This window comes from Nocardia sp. 348MFTsu5.1, assembly GCF_000383535.1.
Classification (GTDB): Bacteria; Actinomycetota; Actinomycetes; order Mycobacteriales; family Mycobacteriaceae; genus Williamsia; species Williamsia faeni.
Genome location: NZ_KB911518.1, coordinates 18722 through 37106, shown reverse-complemented (window position 1 = coordinate 37106; position 18385 = coordinate 18722). Strand labels below are relative to the sequence as shown.

The following is an 18385-nucleotide window of genomic DNA, read 5'->3' as shown; positions in this document are numbered from 1 at the left end:
TGCTCCGCCCGGGGCAGATTCGGTCAAGCACAGTGTGAGCGAAGCGAACTCAGTTTCCACGCACCATGCCAGGTGGTTCCAAGCACCGACGTCCCGTCTCCTATCGACATCCTTCGATTCGAAATATATTGCACAGCAACTTAAGTCAATTCTGAGTGGACTGATCGGACGGACTGGACGACCTGTGGACCTGGCGTTCACAACGCTAAATCTGTTGTGCTGGAACATGACAACACGCCACGAATGGACGGATTCTGGTCCGGCTGATTCGCTACCGTTGAGCTATGGATATCACCACTCCCGCATCGGACATCGAAGCACGCATACGCGGCGAGGCAGAACGCAAGATCGCCGCCGTCCACACCTTGAAGGAAATTCACAACGAGATCATTGAAGAACGCGAGGCGTTCCTGACGCGCGACTCAGATCGTCGCCGTCGGCTCGGCGAAGCTCTCGCGCAGGCCAAGAAGGCCGGCTTCTCCGACGCTGAACTCAAAGACTGGCGAGTCGATCCGGTCGGATCGCGCAAGAGGGTGAAGGTGCGCCGCACGCCTGCCAAGAATCGTGGCGAGAGTCCCGACAGCAGCAACGCAGCCACGGAGGCCAGCACCACGGCCGCAACGGCCTCCGATATAGCGGACTCCAGACCGGCCGATCAAATGACCGCGTAGGTTCCTCGTCGCACACTTGGGGCGTGGCAACACTGAGTCGACTATTGCCTGATCGGCGGACTCGCCAGCGGTCGCAAAGCGCGGCTTGATCACCACGCCGTCGGCGCCAACGGCGGCGCGATCCCCGTCTCGCGGACTTCAATAACGGCGTCGATGAGCAGCGCGATTTGAACATTGCCTCGGGCGTCTTTGCCAGCCGCTGCAAGCAGTACCGGGGTGTCGTCGATGCTGATCGTCACAAACGGACAGGAACTGGGGTATCCGACGGCGAGGTCCGCGAGTGCAACGAGCGCGGCCTCGCCGGCGGAACGATTGGCTTCGCTGTATGTGGTGTTGGCTCCGGCATCGAGGATGCCTGCATCGGGGTGAGTGACGACGTGGGCTGTGATGCTCCAGCAGATCATGACGGTTCTCCTTGTCGGGTGGCGAGTGGTTCGCAACGACAAGGATGCCGCGCGGCCCCAGGCCGCGCGGCATCCGCGCATCCCCAGACCCGTTCCTGTGGATAACTTCGGGTCTGGGGATGGTTGGACTAGTCGTGCTTCTTCTCGGCGGTCGGTCCGCGTGTCAGCCAGCCGGTTCCGGTGATCCGGTAGCTGTGCTGCGCTCGCGGACGCCAGCTGGGTGCTGCTGAATTGCGGGCGAACTCCTCGCCATCGTCGAATGTGGCAATAGCCAACCTGTGCGCCTTCTTCATCGCCGCAACCATGGTCTCGATGGCTGTCGTATCCATCAGTGCGAACGTCAGCGGCGCGATCGTCAGACGCACGTACGGCGATACCTTGTGCGTGACGGGATGTGTGAACTGGTCGCGTGCTGCGGCACCCATCGGCACCCGCGTCCACATCATGGTGGTCTGGACCTCGACGTTGGACTCTGTCATGACTCCGGGCAACCGGTGCAGCTTGCTCATGCCCATACGAGCCTGTCGGGCGATCGCAAACAGTCCGAGTACGAGTTGCACCTGCTCGCAACTGGTGAATTGCATCGTCACACCAGGGAACTCGACCTGCAGCATGGCCACCCGGGTCCCGGAGGCCACCACCTTGATCCGGCTGCGCTGCTCGCCGCACGCGGTGATGTTGACATTCGTTACGACACCGTTCGTCCGCAGCGGGAGCGGAGTTGGCGTGTGATCGGGACGGCTCCCCGCGATCCGACGTTGCTCTTTTGAAAACTCATTTGCTTTGCCTGTGCTCATGGCGACCCTCCCGGCCTCGGTGCGGCAGACCCGGTGTCCGCCAATTTCTTTGCCCTTCTGGCGAGGGAGATTTGGGCCGGCTAGGAGGACAGAGCACAAGATTCGAGCGGAAAGTTTTTCAGGGAGGCGAAGCCGAGTGCGGGTTGAAAAAGTTTCCGAGCCCGAAGGGCCGGAGCGCAGCGGAGTCGGGTCTTGTGCGGCGGACGACGCCGGCCAGAATCGGAAGGCCAGAAGGGCAAGGAAATCAACCAACCGGCCGATGGTCGGGTCCGCAGCAGCGCCGTAGGCGTTTCTGTTTGGTGCTCGCGCAGCGGGCATTGTTGTGCGCCAGGCGGCTACGGTGGACGACATGGAAAGTCATGTCGAACAGTCTTTGTCGCTTCTTGCGGGCCAGAACGTTGTGGGTGAACTCGCGTGGCGGGACCAGCACCTGGCTGAGCATCTCGGGGCTTGCCCGGCGGCTATTGCCTCGCCCATGTGGTGGAGAAGGTTGGGTAGTTCGGCGGTGGCGGCTTCGGCTTGTTCGATGGCTACGTTCGTCATCGAGTTTGGTCAGGGGTAACGCCGACATTGGGTGCGGCTGTGCCAAAGTCGAGACCTCGATGTTAAAGAAGTCGATAGACGGTGATCGCGTCCGGTGGTGAGGCGACTGTAGACGCTGACTCTACGAGGGTCGGGTCGGCTGGGCGGCTGCGATGGCGGCGTCGAGTGATTGTAGCCGTGTCCGAACATCGTCAAAATAGATTTGGAATCTTTCATCCGCGCAGTGCTGCTCGCTGAGTCGATGTAGTGCCTGCAGAACTTTCGCGAGCCCACTTCGGAGATCGAGAACCAAGTGGTTTTGCACGACTTCAGTGTCCATCAATCGATCGAGGTGCGCGAAGGCGGCGTCGAGGTCGCCGGTGTGCAGGAGCGCGGTGACTTCGAGGGCGTCGAGAGTGATGGCGTCGTTGAGTGAGCTATCGATTGCGCGCAATTGATTCAGAGCGATCAGTACCGACTCATAATCACCGTTCTCCATGCGCGGATTCATTTGGCGCATCAGCCATTCCGGGCTTGATTCCTTGTTAGGGTCTCGTTCGGCGATGACCTCCATGTCGGCCGCGATTCGGTCGAGCATGGGGTTATCGCGGTACTGTTTCTCTCGCGTCACCATCTGCACCGACAGGTGGGCAAATCTGTAGACCGCCGCTTTCGTAGACGGTTTGTCGCGGACTTCGAGGAGCTTCATCAATCCGAGCACGCGGCCAGCGATCTGAAAGATTGGTTGCGGCGCGACGGAAGCCCGCGACATGTCCGTCAACATGTTCGCTCCGTGGATCATGGCAAAGACTTGGGCCCATTCCTCATTCGGGAAATACTTGAGATAGTGAACGACGAGTCGGTGCTGCAACGCGACCGATTCCTGGAGTCGGGCGGTATTGCCGTAGCAATTGGCCAGCTCGCCCATTACCCCGGCCTTCGCCGTCAGGTACACCCTATTGTCCTGCGGCGACAGACTGGTCAGTGGCTCGTGCGCGTCGAGAAACTCGATGAGTGTTTCAGCGTGAACTCTGAGTTGCTCGAGGGCTAGAAACGAGCCCGAGGTTCTCACCAGTCCCAGCCATGGGATCAGATGACCGAGAAGGACCGTCGCTGCGACCTGCACCGCACCGGAAGGAGCCGACGCCACATACTGCGTGCGCAAAATCTCGTTGATCAGGGGATGGATCTGGATACAGTCGGCACTGAGGTCCGCGCTTCCTGCCTGTCCGGATGTCAGCACGCGATGGGCGATCGTCTGGGTTCGCAACAGACTCACGATCGCACGTGTCTGAACTTGGTCAGCCGCGGCCGGAACAGGAAGATTCGCCATGTCGATCCTTTGGGGATCAGTCGTGACGGGGATCATCAGATTGAGTGGGATCATCTCCGGCGCAAGGAAAGATGCAGTGTGCATCAGTATCCGGGCGTTGCGCGTGTAGGGGGAGTTGCTTCCGGCGCCGATCTGATCGACTGCCGTCGTCACTGCTGCAAATGCCGTGCGGTTGAAGCCAGGCGGGATTGCAAGAGAGTCGTCGAGGGCGTCAAGAGTGGCAAAGTAGGAAGGAACAAGTTCGGCGAGTTTTCCGGCGGCATTGCGAAAGTACAGTCCTGCCATGCTGATCGCCAGAGGTATCGATCCGAGTCGATCGATGATCGCCTGAACCGTTCCCGCGACCGCAGGGATGTCAGAGTCATCGATTCCCGCATAGCTGGCAAAGCACATCAACGCTTCGGCGGATTCGAATGGGCCGATTTCGTGGACGTGCGCCGTCGGCCACCAACCGGTGCTGTTGGTCGTAGTGACCAGCACCGCGCCGTGTCCGACTGTCGGCACATAGCGTTCGATCTCGCGTCGTCCCGGCGCCGCGTCGAACACAACCAGCCACGGGCCTCGGTGTGCACCGAGTGCTGTCGCGAATAGATTCACCGGATCGGAAATCGCGTCATCGGGGGTGCCGGTGAGTCGGGCAGCGTACTCCCGGATCTGTGCGAGAAGTAGGCGGTCGTCGCGGGCATCCAACCACAGCACCTGCTCGTAGCGATTGTGGTTGAGATGACAGTAGTCGGTCGCGACGATGGACTTCCCGATACCGGTGTGCCCAGTCAGCACGACGATTGGGGGTGTGCGATCGTCGATCTCGCAGTTTGCACCAACGCAATTGAGGATGTCGAGTCGCGGCACCGGCGATTTTACATTCGGGACCCGGGACTCAGGGTTACCCCAGTCGAACCCGCCGACGGCGTGAGCAATCCGCGAATCAGGCATCGTTAGAGTGGCCAGCAACTGCTTCCCTGTAATGCACTTCGGCTGGTGACCAGCAGCCGCCTCAAAAATCCGGTGCCGCAACATAACACCGACCAGCCGGCCAGAGACGATCCCCTGACTTTGACTGTTGTCGCGCCGGATACTGCGTATCAGTTCCTCGTAGAAGGCCTCGAGAGCGGCAACATCCTTGGTGACCACGAGCTGCGGATCTGGCCTTGCGGCGGCGCGGGTCCCGCCCATCCACCGCACGCTCGACCCAAGTTGGTTGTCGACCGGTGGGCTGCACTGCGCCGACAAACGCGCCGCGAGCTGCCGGTTGGTCAGCAGGACCGACTCACCAGGGCTGGCGAGGGCGTCGAGACGCTCGAACACCCGGCCCGCCTCGGCCCGCGCGAGCACTCTTTCCTCGGGCTGTCGGGATGCTTTCACCTGAACGCGCCTGGACACAACATCGTCTACGTGCACGGCGAAATCCACGATGTCATCGTCAGATCCGTCGGGCCCGAGCGTGGCCGTCGGTTCGACGACCAGCGTTACCTCGCGTGGGTCGAGCTCCTCGACGCACATCAAATGAAGCGTGTACCTGACTGACTTCGTCGTAGAGTGTTTCGAATGCACCGTTGGAAATTAGCTCGTCCCAGCTAGCTGCGAACCCGTCGGGGTCGCGAGCTGCAGCCTCCTCGAGCACCCTTGTAAACGCCGTGTTCAGTTCCCTGTCCAGACGATCGAACCGCGGACCATCCGGTTCACCTGCTGTCGACGCCCGACCGAAGCCACCGAGCGGCTTCAGAAGAGTGCGCCCCAGCACTTGCCCGGTCTCACGAAGCAGAGCCGCCGCGCAGCGGATGCGACTGATAACGCTGACACTCATGCGCTCATTGTCGCCCGTGCCCCTGACTGCCAACTCATGAAGGAGGAGAACTCACTGGGGCACGTTCTCAGCCCAGTATCGTTCGGTGTCATGAAGGCAACAGGTCGTGGGCAACAACCGTGACGGATGCCAGCGAGGTCGACCCCAACCTGAGCCGAAGGATTCTCCGCTGGCCCGGACGTTCTCCTTTGCGACCAAGGTTTGCACGTCGACACCCCAAGCATGTGGGACTACATTTGATGGCAGCCTGCCTTGCCGCCTTCGAGGATCCGCCGGAAAGCGTCCCCGCGTCCGCTCGCTAGCCGGGGTCCGGTTCCCGATCGACTGAGTAGTCGTCACAAATCCCGCTTTTGACATACGTTGCTCCGTCGTCACTAGCTGTGTCGACGATGTCGGCTCGAGTCGACGAACCGTAGCAGTCGTGTACCGCCTGCGATGTCATGCGGCAGACGTGCTCGCTCCGATGCTCGAAAGGCTTTCGATCAACCACTTCTGGCGCAGACTAGATTCAGATCTGTTGTCAGCGAGTTCACTCGTTGAGTTTAGAGCCGCCTTCTTTGAGCCCGCCAAAAATTCGCTCCCTGTAACGGTTCGTTGTTCGCGACTCCCCAAGCGGACAGGGTAGGTAGGAGTAGGCCAGTTGTGCTGTTTTGGGGAAGCCACGCGCCAACTTCGACTATGCGATTCGGAGGCTCACCGCCGATAACGTGAAACGGTAAGATGCCGCCTGCGCGCGCACCCGAACGCGCTATGCCATCGATAATCACAGCCTCGGTACGACTCTCGTGAAGGGACGGCGGAATGTAGGCGCCGTCTGGAGTACGCTGCATCGGCGAAGTCCATACCTCGCTCACGAGAATCACAGCGTCGGCGTCGTATTCTAGTGCAGCTCGGGCAATCTCGGCCGCTATGGCCTGTTTGCCCTGGCGGTCGATGGTCACGTGTACTCGCGCTCCAACTGAGGCGCCGTTCTGGTAGTAGTAGGTGAACCAGCCGTGGTCCTGCCCTGATTCGAGAATCCCTCGGGCCAATGAGCTGTAATGCCTGACGGCGCCGGCAAGCTGCGTGCTTGTCTGGAGATTCCCAAGTTCGTCGTGTGGCCACACCGAAAGTGGGCCGTAGACTCCACTCTCGCGGACCTGATGGGCAATTTCGGGCTCGTAAACCACTCGGTGACTGCGAAACTCGTCGACGAGAGACCTGTCAATCAAGCGATACCGCGCCGCACGTATGTGCCGGGTCGACGCCATGCATGGCAACCGACCGCTCAATGGTAGCTGCTCGAGGTATTCGACGGCCGCCTCGGGTCCGCCGTCCTCGGTCTCGGTCCCAGGTGCGGTGAAATGGACCCGTGCAGCCCGCATGCCTAGCAGTTCGTGCGCCCGCGTGAGGAGGCTGTTCATAGCCCCGAAGACATAAGCGAGGGCGGACAGCAGTTCGTAGTCAGGGTTGTTCTCATCAACCCATCTGCGTTCGACTGTAACCGTCGCATCCTGGCGAACGCTCAGCGGAAGCTCGAACCGAGCGAACTCATCGAAGATTTCATCCAGCGAAAGTCCAACCGGGACCCGGGTAAAATCCATTGCGTTGCTTGTATTTACCGAATTCGGCTTCGAACCCCAGACGTGTTGCTCGTCCGACACCGACGCCGCTTCATTCTCGTAGGAACATACAAGGCTGACGTGCAGAATGGATTGGGTGTCTAGGTCGCCCTCTTTGACAATGTAGTTTCGCGCTCCAAGACTCCACTTCAGCAGCGGATCAGCTTTCATGGCAGCTTGCTCGTTTGCGTACCAGCTGTCGAATCCGGGAAGCTGCGACTTCACCTTCTGTATCAGAAACGTCACGTTCCGGAGAGCTTGGATCGCGGTGTTAAGGCTGCCGCGGAAGTCTTCGGGCTGCTGGTAGGAGCTGGCACATCCGTGCCAGCTACGGTGCGCCTCGCGGAGCCGTCCTTCGGCCGCCCTGAGGGGACAGCCGTCAGAACAGCGCCAATACTCGTACTCGCACCAGGAGGCTGGCACACCGACCAATGATGGTGTCACCATTCGAAGCTATCAACCCGTTCCCCGGTCGCGCGTTGTTGTCGGAGGATTCGACGCGCCGTGCCTTAACTAGTTTTGAGTAACTCGCTGGCGTCTACCCCCAGAACGTCCGCAATGTCGGAAAGGCGCGTAGAGGGTGCCCCGGCGGCCGTGCTCGACTTGGATCAGGACGTCTCTGGTCACTCCTAACTCGAGCGCGAGAGCTTCTTGAGTGAAGCGCATTTGCCTCCCATCCACGCCCGTCGCCCAGATAGGTATCCTGTGACCGTGATCGGAGCTGTTGTATTTGACGTCGGTGAGTGTCTGGTCGACGAGACCCGTGAGTATGGGACCTGGGCCGATTGGCTGGGTGTCCCCCGCCATACCTTCGTGTCGGTCTTTGGTGCCACCATCGCGTCAGGCAAGGACTACCGCGAGACATTCCAGGTGTTCCAACCAGGCTTCGACCTTACGACCGCTCGTCGAGAACGTGCCGACGCAGGCAAGCCGGAATGGTTCGGTGAGGACGATCTCTACTACGACGTGCGTCCCGCGCTAACCAAACTCCGCGATAACGGCGTCTGGGTCGGCATCGCCGGCAACCAAACCGTTCGGGCAGGTGGACTACTGCGAGGGCTCGACCTTCCGACGGATTTCATTGCCACATCGGATGATTGGGGCGTCCAGAAGCCGGACGTGGCTTTCTTCGAGCGCCTCATCGATGAGACCCCAGTTCCGGCCGACCAGATCCTGTACGTCGGCGACCGCATCGACAACGACATCACGCCAGCCAAGAAGGCCGGCCTCAAGACCGCCTACATCCAGCGCGGTCCCTGGGGTTGGATCCTCCGCGACAAGCCCGAAGTTGCTGAACTCTCGGACTGGCGGATCGAGAGCCTCAACGAGCTGCCCGGCATCGTTGCACTAGAGAACGGTGAATCGAGCTAGCCCACAACAGAGTTGACGGTGGTGTGCCAGTCGTACAAACGTTCATCGAGCTTGCGGACGGCGGGCAGCGACTCCCATTCCCGCAACGTTTGTCGGACCGCTTTGACCCGTTCCATCGCTGTCGCGTACCAATTCTGTCCAAGCTGATCCATCGCCGACGAGAGGTACTCGCACGCCTTCTCTGGCGACTTCTCGATGACCGCAGCAGCGGCGAGGTCGGCCAAGATGATCGAGCGCTGTTTGACAGCTTCATCAGGTAGGTCCTGCAGCACGCCCTCGAGGGTTTCGCGTGCGTCTCGCCCCTGACCGGCGACCATCAGCGTGTTGCCCTTGAAACCGGCGAGACGAGCTTCAGAGAACCAGTCGAACCAAACCGGCGATGCGCGATCGTCGATCTCGGCAAACTGCTGCTCAGCATGATGAATGAGTCCGAGAGCCCGGCGGGTGTCCCCAAACCTAGTCTCGACCTCGGCTTCAACCGCGTCGAGCCAGGCAATGATCAGCGGGTTCGCGTCGCCTCGACGGGCGAAGGCACGAGCCGCACGGATACGGTCCCGAGCCTCCTCAGCCCGTGTGGTGGAGCCCGAGAACGCCGGCGCGAAAGACATATGCGCCAGCGCGGCAGCTCCCAACAGCGAATCGTGAGCTTCGTGGGCGGCCTGCAGTGCGAGCACGAAACTACGTTGTGCAAGCTCCGGCTTCTGGAGGTCGAAGAACTCGAGACGACCGGCAAGCAAGCTCGACTCGGAGACCGCCGTCGCGAGAAGAGTTTTCGCGGAATCCGCGACTTGCTCGACCAAATCGGCACCCAGCAGTGCGTGCTCGGCGACTGCCCGATGAATACGAACTGCAGGCAACGACCAATACATCCGCCGATGGGCAACGGTCACAGCCATGTAGTCGGCGGCCACCGAGGCTGGCAACAGTGGACCTGACTGACCAATTCTCGGATGTGCGCCCGCACTCGAATCAGGCTGGCGTTGCGGCGAATAGCCGGCATCGGAGTCGCCTGACCACGGTGGAGCGAATCCGAGTTCCGTGATGGGGCGCTGAAATACGGCTTCCAGGGCCGCGGCGTGGTCGGGATGCGGCCACGGCGGCGTCGATGACTCCCAGCGACGAACAGTGCGTGCGGTGACTGCGATACGGAGACCGACCTCGCGAGCGGCATTCGTCACGGCCTCGGCAAGAGCAGCCTGCGACCGCAGGCCAAGACTCTGACGTGCGGCGCGAAGGCGCGCGTTGCCTGGCGTTGTCATACCTCAATGCTAGGCGCTTAGTGGACGTGTGTCACGAAGCATTGTTTCTATATGTCCTATTTATGTCCTCTTGCTTGTCCTTTTCTGTGCACTCATCTGGGCTGATGATTCGTACGAGGCCGACGAACAGTCCAGATAGCCCAACCCGGCCCGACCGCCGACTCACCAACACCCGAGTCACCAACCGATGGACGCCAGCACCGCAACCACATTGCAGGACGGGGACCAACACATGAGAATCCAGCGATCCTCCGACGGTACGACGCCAGGTGAATGGAGCCTTCCGATAGCCGGCAAGGATGCCGGCGATCTAGATCAGCACTTCGCACAGACTGCTCGCGACGATTCCACCGGCACGTTTCGACCATCCACGACCAGCCCACTCCCCTTGTTGGAAGCGCTCTCGCAGGAAGCGCGGCTCCACTCGAAGCTCCACAGACGACTCGCAGAGTGGGCCGGCCGGCTCACCGCAGACCCCACGCTCCGCGACACCCACTATCGAGACGTCGAAGACGCACTGAACCACGCATGCGCGGTCGAACGCGCCGAAGCGGCCGCGACAGCCTTCAGCGTTGTCGCCCATCACGCAGAGGCTTTGTCGGAGTCGCTCCGGTTGGCGCAGGACTACGTCGCCACCCTCTACCACGATGGCACCGACCGGCGCCCCGGTCGCCAGAACCGAAGCGCGTGAACACCAATGGTGCTACCCAACCACTGCGCGTGGCTACCTACTGCGCCATCGGCACCACCGTCGCGATCGCGACCGGTGCCTTCGTCCTCTCGTTTGCTGCACTCGAGGATCTCGCCGTACAAGCCGGCCAACCCGAAGAACTCGCCTGGATCTGGCCGGTGATCGTCGACGGCGCCATCCTCCAAGCCACGATCAGCATCGTGGCGCTCGCGCAACGCACTGGCGCACAGTCCGCCCGCCGATTCTTTTGGACCGTGCTTACGATCGCCGCAACGGTGTCCGTTGCCGGAAACGCCCTGCACGCGGCGGTATCCACCGTCCGAACACTGGCGCCCCTGATCGGCGCCGCGGTCGCCACCGTCGCGCCAGTGAGTCTGCTCGCAGCAACACACGGCCTCGCGCTGCTGGTCGGCACACCGACCTCTGCACCAGAAGGGAAGTCGCTACGTGCCGCCGAAGCGGAGACCGGCGACACACCAGACAGCAGCCCGGAGACCTCACCAGCACTCGTGGAGACCGAAACAGCCACAGCGCCACCCGCCGCCAATGGCGCCCTGACGCTCGCCGTGACGCTCAAAGACGCCGGTTGGTCCAACCGGCGCATCGGACTCCACCTCGGCGTGCACCACAAGACCGTCGGCCGCATGCTCGCGAAAGCAGCCATCTCGACCGACACCGAACTCGGGACGACTCAGCATCCCGACCTGCCGACCGGCGACCTCACCACCACCGAAGGAAACACTCATGCGCAATACCAGTAGCGACCGAGACATGCTCACCGCCAACGAGGTCCGCGACCTCACCGGCATCCCGGTATCAACGCTCCACGACTGGGCAGCCAAACGCGAACGCGGCATCAACGCCCCGGGACCGCATCACCTTCGCCTCAGCGACCGCCACCGCAGATGGACCCGCGACGATGTGCTCGAGTGGCTCGAATCCACTCGCGTGTAACCGACCGCCATGAGCTGGAAAGCCGTCGATTGGGCCACCGACGCCCACGTGGGTTCCCCAGTCCTCAAACTGATTCTGATCCTGTTGGCGAACAAGGCCGACGAATACTTCTCCTGCTACCCATCGGTCCGGACCCTGATGGCTGAATCAGGCGCCGGCAGAAGCACTGTCCTGCGCGCCCTCAACACCCTCGAAACCGATGGTTATCTGACTCGGCGCGCCCAGTTCCACCAGTCCGGGGCCCAGCGGTCGAGCCGCTATTTTCTCAACCATCCCGATTCCCCACAGGTCGATTCCGACCCCGGTCCCGAATTGACACTCTCCCGTCCCGATCTGGGACGGGCCCCATCTCGGCGACAGACCGGGGGCGTGTCAGAACGACACCCCCCGGGAGACCCAGAGCAGGACCCCTTGAACCCCTCACCAGAACCCCCATCCGAACCGCCACCCCTCGACGACGCCGACCGCGTCTTCGACGCACTGCCCGCACCGTGGACGGTCGGACGCGCGGACCGACAACGGCTATCGCCGGCAGTCTTCGCCGCGCTCGCGAATGGTTGGACCACCCGAGCGTTGGTCGAGCACCTGGCGCGCAACCCGAACGGTGTGCGCTACCCCGTGCGAGTACTCGCCGCTCGGCTCGCGGATCTTCCTGGGCCACCGCGCAATCGGCGCATCAGCGGTCAACCGCTCCTGCCCTGGTGTGGCGAATGTGAAGACGATCGGTCACGCACGATCACGATTCAACAACCCGACGGGTCAGACGCGGCAGCCTTCTGCCCAAGATGCAGTCCGCAAGCCGGACGATCCCGGAACCACCGGCCTGAACGCGTTGAGTCCGCCGAACCCGGCCGTGATGCTGATGTGACGATCGGCGCCGAGCCGACCTGCGAGGTCCCAGAACTGAAAAAGCAGGTAGGCCAATGAGTTCCGAAAACAGAACGGTCAGCGAAGACTTCCGAATCGCAGCTGTCGACCGCGTCCGCTTCCTCCTCAGGACCGAGAGCATCTCCCGCTGGACAGCCATCATCACCGCTGCGCGACACCTCGGCATCCATCCCCACTCGCTGCGGATCTGGTGCGATCAGAACGGCTTGTCGGCCATCGACCGGACAGGATCAGCGCGAAAGGCTAGCGACCACCTGCAAGAAGGACTTAGAAGGGAGTGACGCCATGAATCCAAACCACAAGCGTTGCAATAGTTCCGCCGGCACCGACAGGCACTACTACGTCGAAGTCTCTGCGACAGTCGTCGCCAACGGTGACACCATTCACGAATGCATCGGCGAAATGGGGCCATACCGATCACCCACGGATGCGATCATCGCCGGTTGCTGTGCCATTGGACGCCGAGTGCGAGACATGCTCCGCGAGCCACACACCATTGCGTACTGCACACAACCAGGCGCCGACCACGGGCACGCCCGCGTCGACCAGTACTCCGTCCATCGGTGCCGTGCAGATTTAGGGCATGCCGACCAGCGGGCAATCAGCGGTGCCCTCCATACAGTCGATGGACCGACTAGTCACCGAAGCTCCCAGGTCGATGCCCGCAAATCATTTCTGATGACGGTCTATACCGATACTGGCTCCGACGGGACCTACCTGCAACACTCCCGAACTGTACGAAATACGCCGTCACCTTCTCATTCACCATGCTCAACCCTGTCTCCCGCAGATACAGAAGTCGACGATCCAACCATTCGGCCGCGCATCGGATTTGCTGCCTCTCCCGAGGTGGTCAACCTGTATGGCTACCGCCACTACCGACCCTGCCGAATTGCACAGAGTCCACGATTCGGAGGCCAGGAGAACACCATCCACCTACGAGTGGCGACCAGCACACCCGCGGCCCGCATTCGCCGACTGGGGCACACTCGCACCACCAGACGAGTCGCGGGCATTCCGACGATGCCCGGCGCCAACAATCTCCCTTGCCTAGGCACAAACCAGGACGGAAGCCCTCGCCTGCACAGCCCCGGTGGCGAAATAGAAGTGGCGCCACCGGGGCCTGGCCTGAGATTGTTCTAGTCCACAGCTAATCGCATTCCCGCAGCGCGCCACTCGTTTCGCTATTCGATCAGTCGGTGGGCGGCTGTGGCAACGGCACACCCGGACATGACGACTGCCACAACCGGCGCACCAGCCAGATGCACGACTATGCAGATTGTGGCGACGAGAAGCACGATCAGTAGCCACCGAATCGGTAGACGGCTGGGCGGCGAGTGTTTCTCGTTCAGCTCATTGGGATCGATCGGACGTACAGTCGTCATGTCGGTTGTTTCCTTTCCTTGGATCGAACATCGACGTTCGCGGCCTCCGGATACCCCCCGGGGGCCGCACCCATATGCGGATGCGTTGCGAACGACTTCCACTCTGAACTGCGAGAACAGAGTTCGCCACCTTTCGCTGGTACACTCAATCGAAGTTTTAAACCTGTAGTTTGACGCTATCCACGTATAAGCGATTAGCACATAAGTACAGGTTTAAACACCCAGACCAAAACCCGCCAAGCCGGAGAGAAACATGACGAACATCACACCCACAGTGAGGGTTGAACGTCGAATCCGGCAGCTTCGCGATGCTGATCCGCACATCGCGAAAGCAGTAGAGACCGTGTCCCGCATCGCGGGCAAACATGAAGACCCGATCCGAATCCGTAACGTCTACGTTCGACGCGATACGCCGTCGCCCTCCGGTTCGGACCGAAAGCAGCCCAATCGGGAGGATCGGCCGCCGGCCACTCGTCTCGTTACGCCTCGTGGATCGCTCCTGCGGTTTAGCCTGCTGACGCTGCTGGAGGCTCAAACCCAAACTCCTGCGGGCGACCGGCCTAAAAACCGCCGCAACCTGCTCAGTTCGGGCGGGTCGGATTTAGGCTGGCTCGATTTGTTGCCTTCGATAACGCGAGTCAACAAGCCAGACAACCGATTCAGCTCGGTAAGGCCGGAGGAGAAGATGCTCAATCAACTACAGAGTTCCATCGACAACCTGGCAAGCCCCCAGAACGAACTACTTCGCCTAGCCCCACGGCATGGCCGTCAAAAGCACGCGGGGTTTGAGTTGCTCCACGAAGGCGGCCGGCGCGCCACCGGCGATAATGTTCCTTACACAGTCCCGCGAGCTGGGGACGGGGACACTTTTGACATCCCTATCACTCTCTTCACGAACGGTTGGGTGTATGCCCTCACTGAATCGGAGTTGGCATTTCTCTTGGTGTGCGCCTACCAGCAATCACGAAAGGGGCCCGACGGATGGTTCCGCATGACTGGCGATGAGCGGATTCACTATCACGGGCTCGGCCCAGATGCCTTTGATAGACACCAGTTCCTATCATCTATGGGCCTGTTAGAGGTCGAGCCACATCTCTCACGAGGTGCCGGTGGCCAGGTTTTTAAATACAAGTCACCGGATCCCAGTACCGGAGGCCGGCGATCGAAGAAGGGGTTGATCCCTCATGCCCTAAAATTCCTTGCCTCGGGCTTCGAGAAGCCTGCCGTCCACACTGTGCTTGACGCCCTGGAGTAGCGGCGCGGGTATTTCTAGCGACACAGGACACCTAGTGTCGGTGTTCCACGCACGTCGGAGGATGCGCCTCGTCAGGTTTCTGACGCGAGGCACCAATGCGCCGGACAAACCCCGTACCCTGATCCGTATCTGCAATCGCAGATGTTGCGCAACGACTCGGGGCCTGTCGCAGTCTTGCCACCGAAGTGGCCGAAATCCTGATCGACCGTCGGCGACTGCACCCGAACTGGCAATCGGGGCCTCGCGTCGTCACGTGCCGGGCCTCACCCATACGCGCTATAGCATCAACACATGGTCGATCCAGCTTCAGTCGCAGTAGGAATCGGTGCAGCGAATGCTGGCACCAGCCTCGCAATTAACGCGGGCAAGGGCGCTAAGTCCGCCTTCAAGAGATGGCGCCTTCTCGGAACCTTCGAGCCTGAGTGGCTCTCGCTGGGCGGCGACGATGACACCGGGCTCACCTCGAACCAAGTCAAAGACATCGAATCGTTTCTCGCGGCACCGTCACTTGAGCCGTTGTTAGCGTTCCTCGCAATTACAAAATTATCACTGCCTTCGGCAGAGCGCGACGAAGCACTAGCTCAATTTCGATCTTTGTTCGGCAACGAGGTCAGGCGGTGGACGACTGAAAAGCGTACTGACTGGATTCAGCACGCGACATGGCTTACCCGTCGCATAGAAGGGATATATGACGGCACCATCGGGCCGAGCGTTGTACAATCCGTTGCGACGGCCGATCTTGAGCAATTCGGCGATTTTGTCAACTCTCCCGCCCTGAGCGGGGCACGCGCTGAATCTTCGTCAACCACGTATCTGGGACGCCTGATCCAGCTGATTTCGAACCTCGATCAGCTAGCCCATGCGCTCGACCTGAGCCGCAGGATCGCGCAAACTATCGGCAGCGCGAATCATCTACCGATCATCACGCATACCGAGCTCGACGATAAGTCTGAGTTCGAATCACTCTACGTCTCCAGACGATTCGTTCGCCTTGACGATGAGCAATCCGTAGACTCGAACACCCTAAATCCGAGCACCGATCCATTTCGCATGGTCGTGATGGGAGATCCGGGAGCCGGAAAATCCACATTCGTCCAGCACATGAAAAAGCAGATTTCGTCCATTCAGCCTCATATACCGGTAATCGAAATAGTCTGTCGACACTACTCCAAATCTGCGTGGGCAGAATCTTTACTCGAGCATGCCGCCGACATTGTAAACGCCGAGTATTCAATATCGATCAGCGCGCGGGATCTGGAGCATATGCTGCTCCTCGGACGCGTCTGCCTGGTCTTCGACGGTCTTGACGAAATCACTGACCAGATTCGACGAGCCAAAATGATCGCACGGATAGAGAGTTTGGTTGTCCAATACCCTTCATGCTCTGTCCTCGCTACTACCCGTTTGCTTGGGTACGAGCGAGCACCCATGCGTAATCCTCTTTTTGTTCATGTCCGGCTTGACCAGTTCGACGAGGAACAATTCTCCGAGTACTGCACCAGATGGTTCCGACTCAAGGGCCGTGAAGACCTGATTGAAAGCTTTATTGACGACTCGAGCTCCGTCGAGGATCTGCGCTCCAACCCGTTGATGCTATCTCTTCTATGCGCGCTATACCGCGAACACGGATCCCTTCCCACCGACCGGCGAGATGTGTATGCAAGGTGCGCCGATCTACTTTTCCGGAGATGGGATAGCCATCGCCAGATCGAGCACGATGGAGCGATGCCGAAATACGCAGAACGGCTGATGCAGGAGATTGCTCGATGGGTCTACTCGTCACCGTCAGTGCAAGATGGAATCGAAGAGCAGATCCTTGTGAAGATTCTCGCGCACTCGCTTAGAGACCGTGACGGATTCGAGCTGGCAGACGCGGAGCGTGACGCACAGAGTTTTGTTAACTTTTGCGCTGGACGTGCTTGGCTTCTCGCTAGCTTTGGCACGAACAGTCACGGTCAGCGAGTGTTTCGGTTCACTCACCGAACATTCTTGGAGTATTTCGCGGCGGAGTCCTTCGTTCGCAAAGCCAAGGATGACAGTGATGTTTGCCACGAGATAGTGGAGACATTTACAAGAGATGCAACATCCGTCGTACCCGAACTACTAATTCAGGCGTACGATTTTCGTCGCGACGGCGGCGGAGCCGCAGTCTTCCTGGAATTGTTGAGATCAGGTGCCCAAAACGTTCTCCTCCTGCGCTTAATGGAGGGCATTGGAATGTCCGCCACAATGCGGAGACGAGTCCTTGTGAAGACCTTTCGCACGTGGCTAGACGGCGACATATCCGACTACGAGTTTGACCTCGTTCTCGGCCTGAACCCCCAGGCACGCAGTCAATTAGTCAAGGAATTTATTGAGAACCCGTCGGAAGACGTCGAAGGCATTAACCTCCCCAGAATCCACCAGGTTCTTGTTGATGGATGGGCCGGCCGAGTGTTGAGCGGGTCTACAGCCCGGCACTTTGAATATTGGAATCCCGTTATGATCGGGGTTGTCGAACGTGGAACGTCACCCTCTTCACCGGTTGGCGCGAACTGGAGCGTGGCAGCAGATATCGATCCGGTTGGCTATTCGTGGTCCGGCTGGGACGCTGTGGTCAGCCCTAGTCTCTACGGAGCTGTTCCGGGTGTCATATGGTGGACTATAGATGCGCGGTTTGGTAGAGGTGAGGCTATTCCAGAATCGCCGCTGCGAAGACGAGTCATCATGACTGTGTATAAATTGTTGAGCCGCGGCGCACAGGTCCCTGCCCCTCTAATCGAAGACCTTCGCCTCGCAATTCTGTACAACGGCGCTGAGCATCTCGATTGGACGTGCCCTGATTTGACAGACAGCGATCCGCTCGACGAGACCCTCTTGATCCTGCTATTTCACCTTGTTTGCACGCTACACGAGGCTAGGTGCGACACTGAAGCCTTTATTCAAATCTTAAATACCCTACAAATAGATGACATTCGACCCGCTCTTGAGTGGCGCGACTATCGCGTCAAGACAGGAAGGCGTCCGAGCGCCGACCGTCAGGCACTCGCCATGCAATTTATGGGACGGCAGCCTCAATGGCTCAAATCGTGGTTCGACGGGCGCCGATCTTTCGTCATGTTTACAGACGACTAAAAGGTCTGAGGTTCACCCCGAATAGTGGAGGGTGGTTACGCGGCCAGAAGCTCCGCGGTCAGTGACATCTCCTAGTTCATGGGGCTGAGCATCCCGATCGTTGAGTGCCGCCTCGTAGTGTTGTAGTAACCAATCCAGTTGTCAACCGCAGCAACCAATTCCGTCTTGTGGACGTAGCTGTGGCGGTAGTAGTGCTCATGTTTGATTGTCGACCACAGCGATTCGGCACCAGCATTGTCCCAGCACACCTCGGTCCGGCCCATCGACCGCAGCTGACGGCGCTCATCGAAATTTCCTAGTTTCGCTCACCGAAATTCCCTACCCGTGTGGCAC

General features: G+C 60.1%; 16 protein-coding genes and 1 pseudogene. 9 read left to right on the top strand and 8 right to left on the bottom strand.

What is annotated here, in order from left to right:
- Positions 1 to 284 precede the first annotated feature (284 nt).
- Complete coding sequence (locus H290_RS30290; protein ID WP_020108314.1) at positions 285 to 671, top strand: hypothetical protein; 387 nt, start codon at positions 285 to 287, stop codon at positions 669 to 671.
- A gap of 89 nt (positions 672 to 760) precedes the next feature.
- Here the strand turns inward: H290_RS30290 and H290_RS0118490 are convergent, their stop codons facing one another.
- From H290_RS0118490 to H290_RS0118475, 3 genes are all read right to left on the bottom strand, one after another.
- Positions 761 to 1075, bottom strand: coding sequence for a hypothetical protein (locus H290_RS0118490; RefSeq protein WP_020108313.1), 315 nt, complete (start codon positions 1073 to 1075; stop codon positions 761 to 763).
- 128 nt (positions 1076 to 1203) lie between these two features.
- The gene (locus H290_RS0118485) at positions 1204 to 1872 is read right to left on the bottom strand and encodes a hypothetical protein (protein ID WP_020108312.1); all 669 of its coding nucleotides are present in this window, start codon (positions 1870 to 1872) and stop codon (positions 1204 to 1206) included.
- Positions 1873 to 2536: 664 nt separating this feature from the next.
- Positions 2537 to 4861: a hypothetical protein gene (locus H290_RS0118475; protein WP_196809579.1), complete on the bottom strand. Its 2325-nt coding sequence runs from the start codon at positions 4859 to 4861 to the stop codon at positions 2537 to 2539.
- A gap of 63 nt (positions 4862 to 4924) precedes the next feature.
- Between H290_RS0118475 and H290_RS31510 the strand changes: the two genes are divergently transcribed.
- The gene (locus tag H290_RS31510) at positions 4925 to 5254 is read left to right on the top strand and encodes a hypothetical protein (RefSeq protein WP_196809578.1); all 330 of its coding nucleotides are present in this window, start codon (positions 4925 to 4927) and stop codon (positions 5252 to 5254) included.
- 822 nt (positions 5255 to 6076) lie between these two features.
- Here the strand turns inward: H290_RS31510 and H290_RS0118470 are convergent.
- Positions 6077 to 7579, bottom strand: coding sequence for a hypothetical protein (locus H290_RS0118470; protein WP_155976921.1), 1503 nt, complete (start codon positions 7577 to 7579; stop codon positions 6077 to 6079).
- A gap of 65 nt (positions 7580 to 7644) precedes the next feature.
- Positions 7645 to 7801 (bottom strand): annotated as a pseudogene (locus H290_RS30840) (helix-turn-helix domain-containing protein).
- Positions 7802 to 7846: 45 nt separating this feature from the next.
- Here H290_RS30840 and H290_RS0118465 point away from each other — a divergent pair.
- Positions 7847 to 8506 (top strand): HAD family hydrolase, encoded by a 660-nt coding sequence (locus H290_RS0118465; protein WP_036519583.1) that lies wholly within the window; start codon positions 7847 to 7849, stop codon positions 8504 to 8506.
- Here H290_RS0118465 and H290_RS0118460 read toward each other — a convergent pair.
- Entirely contained in the window at positions 8503 to 9765 is a 1263-nt protein-coding gene (locus H290_RS0118460; protein ID WP_020108307.1) for a helix-turn-helix transcriptional regulator, read from the bottom strand. The two genes, H290_RS0118465 and H290_RS0118460, sit on opposite strands and share 4 nt — an antisense overlap.
- 232 nt (positions 9766 to 9997) lie before the next feature.
- Between H290_RS0118460 and H290_RS31765 the strand changes: the two genes are divergently transcribed.
- Genes H290_RS31765 through H290_RS29095 form a run of 4 tightly spaced genes read left to right on the top strand, consistent with a single transcriptional unit; the run spans position 9998 to position 12337 of the window.
- Positions 9998 to 10456, top strand: a complete 459-nt coding sequence (locus tag H290_RS31765; RefSeq protein WP_231373745.1) for a DUF2863 family protein — start codon at positions 9998 to 10000, stop codon at positions 10454 to 10456.
- A gap of 29 nt (positions 10457 to 10485) precedes the next feature.
- Positions 10486 to 11217 carry a DUF2637 domain-containing protein gene (locus H290_RS30285; protein ID WP_231373744.1) on the top strand — a complete coding sequence of 244 codons (732 nt, stop codon included), beginning with the start codon at positions 10486 to 10488 and terminating at the stop codon, positions 11215 to 11217.
- On the top strand, positions 11201 to 11410 hold the full coding sequence (locus H290_RS0118445; protein WP_155976920.1) for an AlpA family transcriptional regulator: 210 nt from the start codon (positions 11201 to 11203) through the stop codon (positions 11408 to 11410). The genes H290_RS30285 and H290_RS0118445 overlap by 17 nt, the downstream gene beginning before the upstream one ends.
- 9 nt (positions 11411 to 11419) lie before the next feature.
- On the top strand, positions 11420 to 12337 hold the full coding sequence (locus H290_RS29095; protein ID WP_020108303.1) for a helix-turn-helix domain-containing protein: 918 nt from the start codon (positions 11420 to 11422) through the stop codon (positions 12335 to 12337).
- Between the two features lie 1145 nt (positions 12338 to 13482).
- Here H290_RS29095 and H290_RS0118425 read toward each other — a convergent pair.
- Positions 13483 to 13683: a hypothetical protein gene (locus tag H290_RS0118425; protein ID WP_020108300.1), complete on the bottom strand. Its 201-nt coding sequence runs from the start codon at positions 13681 to 13683 to the stop codon at positions 13483 to 13485.
- Positions 13684 to 13936: 253 nt separating this feature from the next.
- Between H290_RS0118425 and H290_RS31255 the strand changes: the two genes are divergently transcribed.
- Both H290_RS31255 and H290_RS0118415 read left to right on the top strand, forming a co-directional pair.
- Positions 13937 to 14938, top strand: a complete 1002-nt coding sequence (locus tag H290_RS31255) for a hypothetical protein (protein WP_155976919.1) — start codon at positions 13937 to 13939, stop codon at positions 14936 to 14938.
- 291 nt (positions 14939 to 15229) lie between these two features.
- A complete protein-coding gene (locus tag H290_RS0118415) occupies positions 15230 to 18052 on the top strand; it encodes an NACHT domain-containing NTPase (protein ID WP_020108298.1) in 2823 nt (940 codons plus the stop codon).
- Between the two features lie 71 nt (positions 18053 to 18123).
- Here the strand turns inward: H290_RS0118415 and H290_RS32065 are convergent, their stop codons facing one another.
- A complete protein-coding gene (locus H290_RS32065) occupies positions 18124 to 18315 on the bottom strand; it encodes an integrase core domain-containing protein (RefSeq protein WP_020108297.1) in 192 nt (63 codons plus the stop codon).
- Positions 18316 to 18385: the final 70 nt, after the last annotated feature.

Coding starts and splice junctions, on each gene's coding strand:
- H290_RS30290 (WP_020108314.1), top strand. CDS start 285: ATGGATATCACCACTCCCGCATCGGACATCGAAGCACGCATACGCGGC.
- H290_RS0118490 (WP_020108313.1), bottom strand. CDS start 1,075: ATGATCTGCTGGAGCATCACAGCCCACGTCGTCACTCACCCCGATGCA.
- H290_RS0118485 (WP_020108312.1), bottom strand. CDS start 1,872: ATGAGCACAGGCAAAGCAAATGAGTTTTCAAAAGAGCAACGTCGGATC.
- H290_RS0118460 (WP_020108307.1), bottom strand. CDS start 9,765: ATGACAACGCCAGGCAACGCGCGCCTTCGCGCCGCACGTCAGAGTCTT.
- H290_RS31765 (WP_231373745.1), top strand. CDS start 9,998: ATGAGAATCCAGCGATCCTCCGACGGTACGACGCCAGGTGAATGGAGC.
- H290_RS0118445 (WP_155976920.1), top strand. CDS start 11,201: ATGCGCAATACCAGTAGCGACCGAGACATGCTCACCGCCAACGAGGTC.
- H290_RS29095 (WP_020108303.1), top strand. CDS start 11,420: ATGAGCTGGAAAGCCGTCGATTGGGCCACCGACGCCCACGTGGGTTCC.
- H290_RS0118425 (WP_020108300.1), bottom strand. CDS start 13,683: ATGACGACTGTACGTCCGATCGATCCCAATGAGCTGAACGAGAAACAC.
- H290_RS31255 (WP_155976919.1), top strand. CDS start 13,937: ATGACGAACATCACACCCACAGTGAGGGTTGAACGTCGAATCCGGCAG.
- H290_RS0118415 (WP_020108298.1), top strand. CDS start 15,230: ATGGTCGATCCAGCTTCAGTCGCAGTAGGAATCGGTGCAGCGAATGCT.
- H290_RS32065 (WP_020108297.1), bottom strand. CDS start 18,315: ATGGGCCGGACCGAGGTGTGCTGGGACAATGCTGGTGCCGAATCGCTG.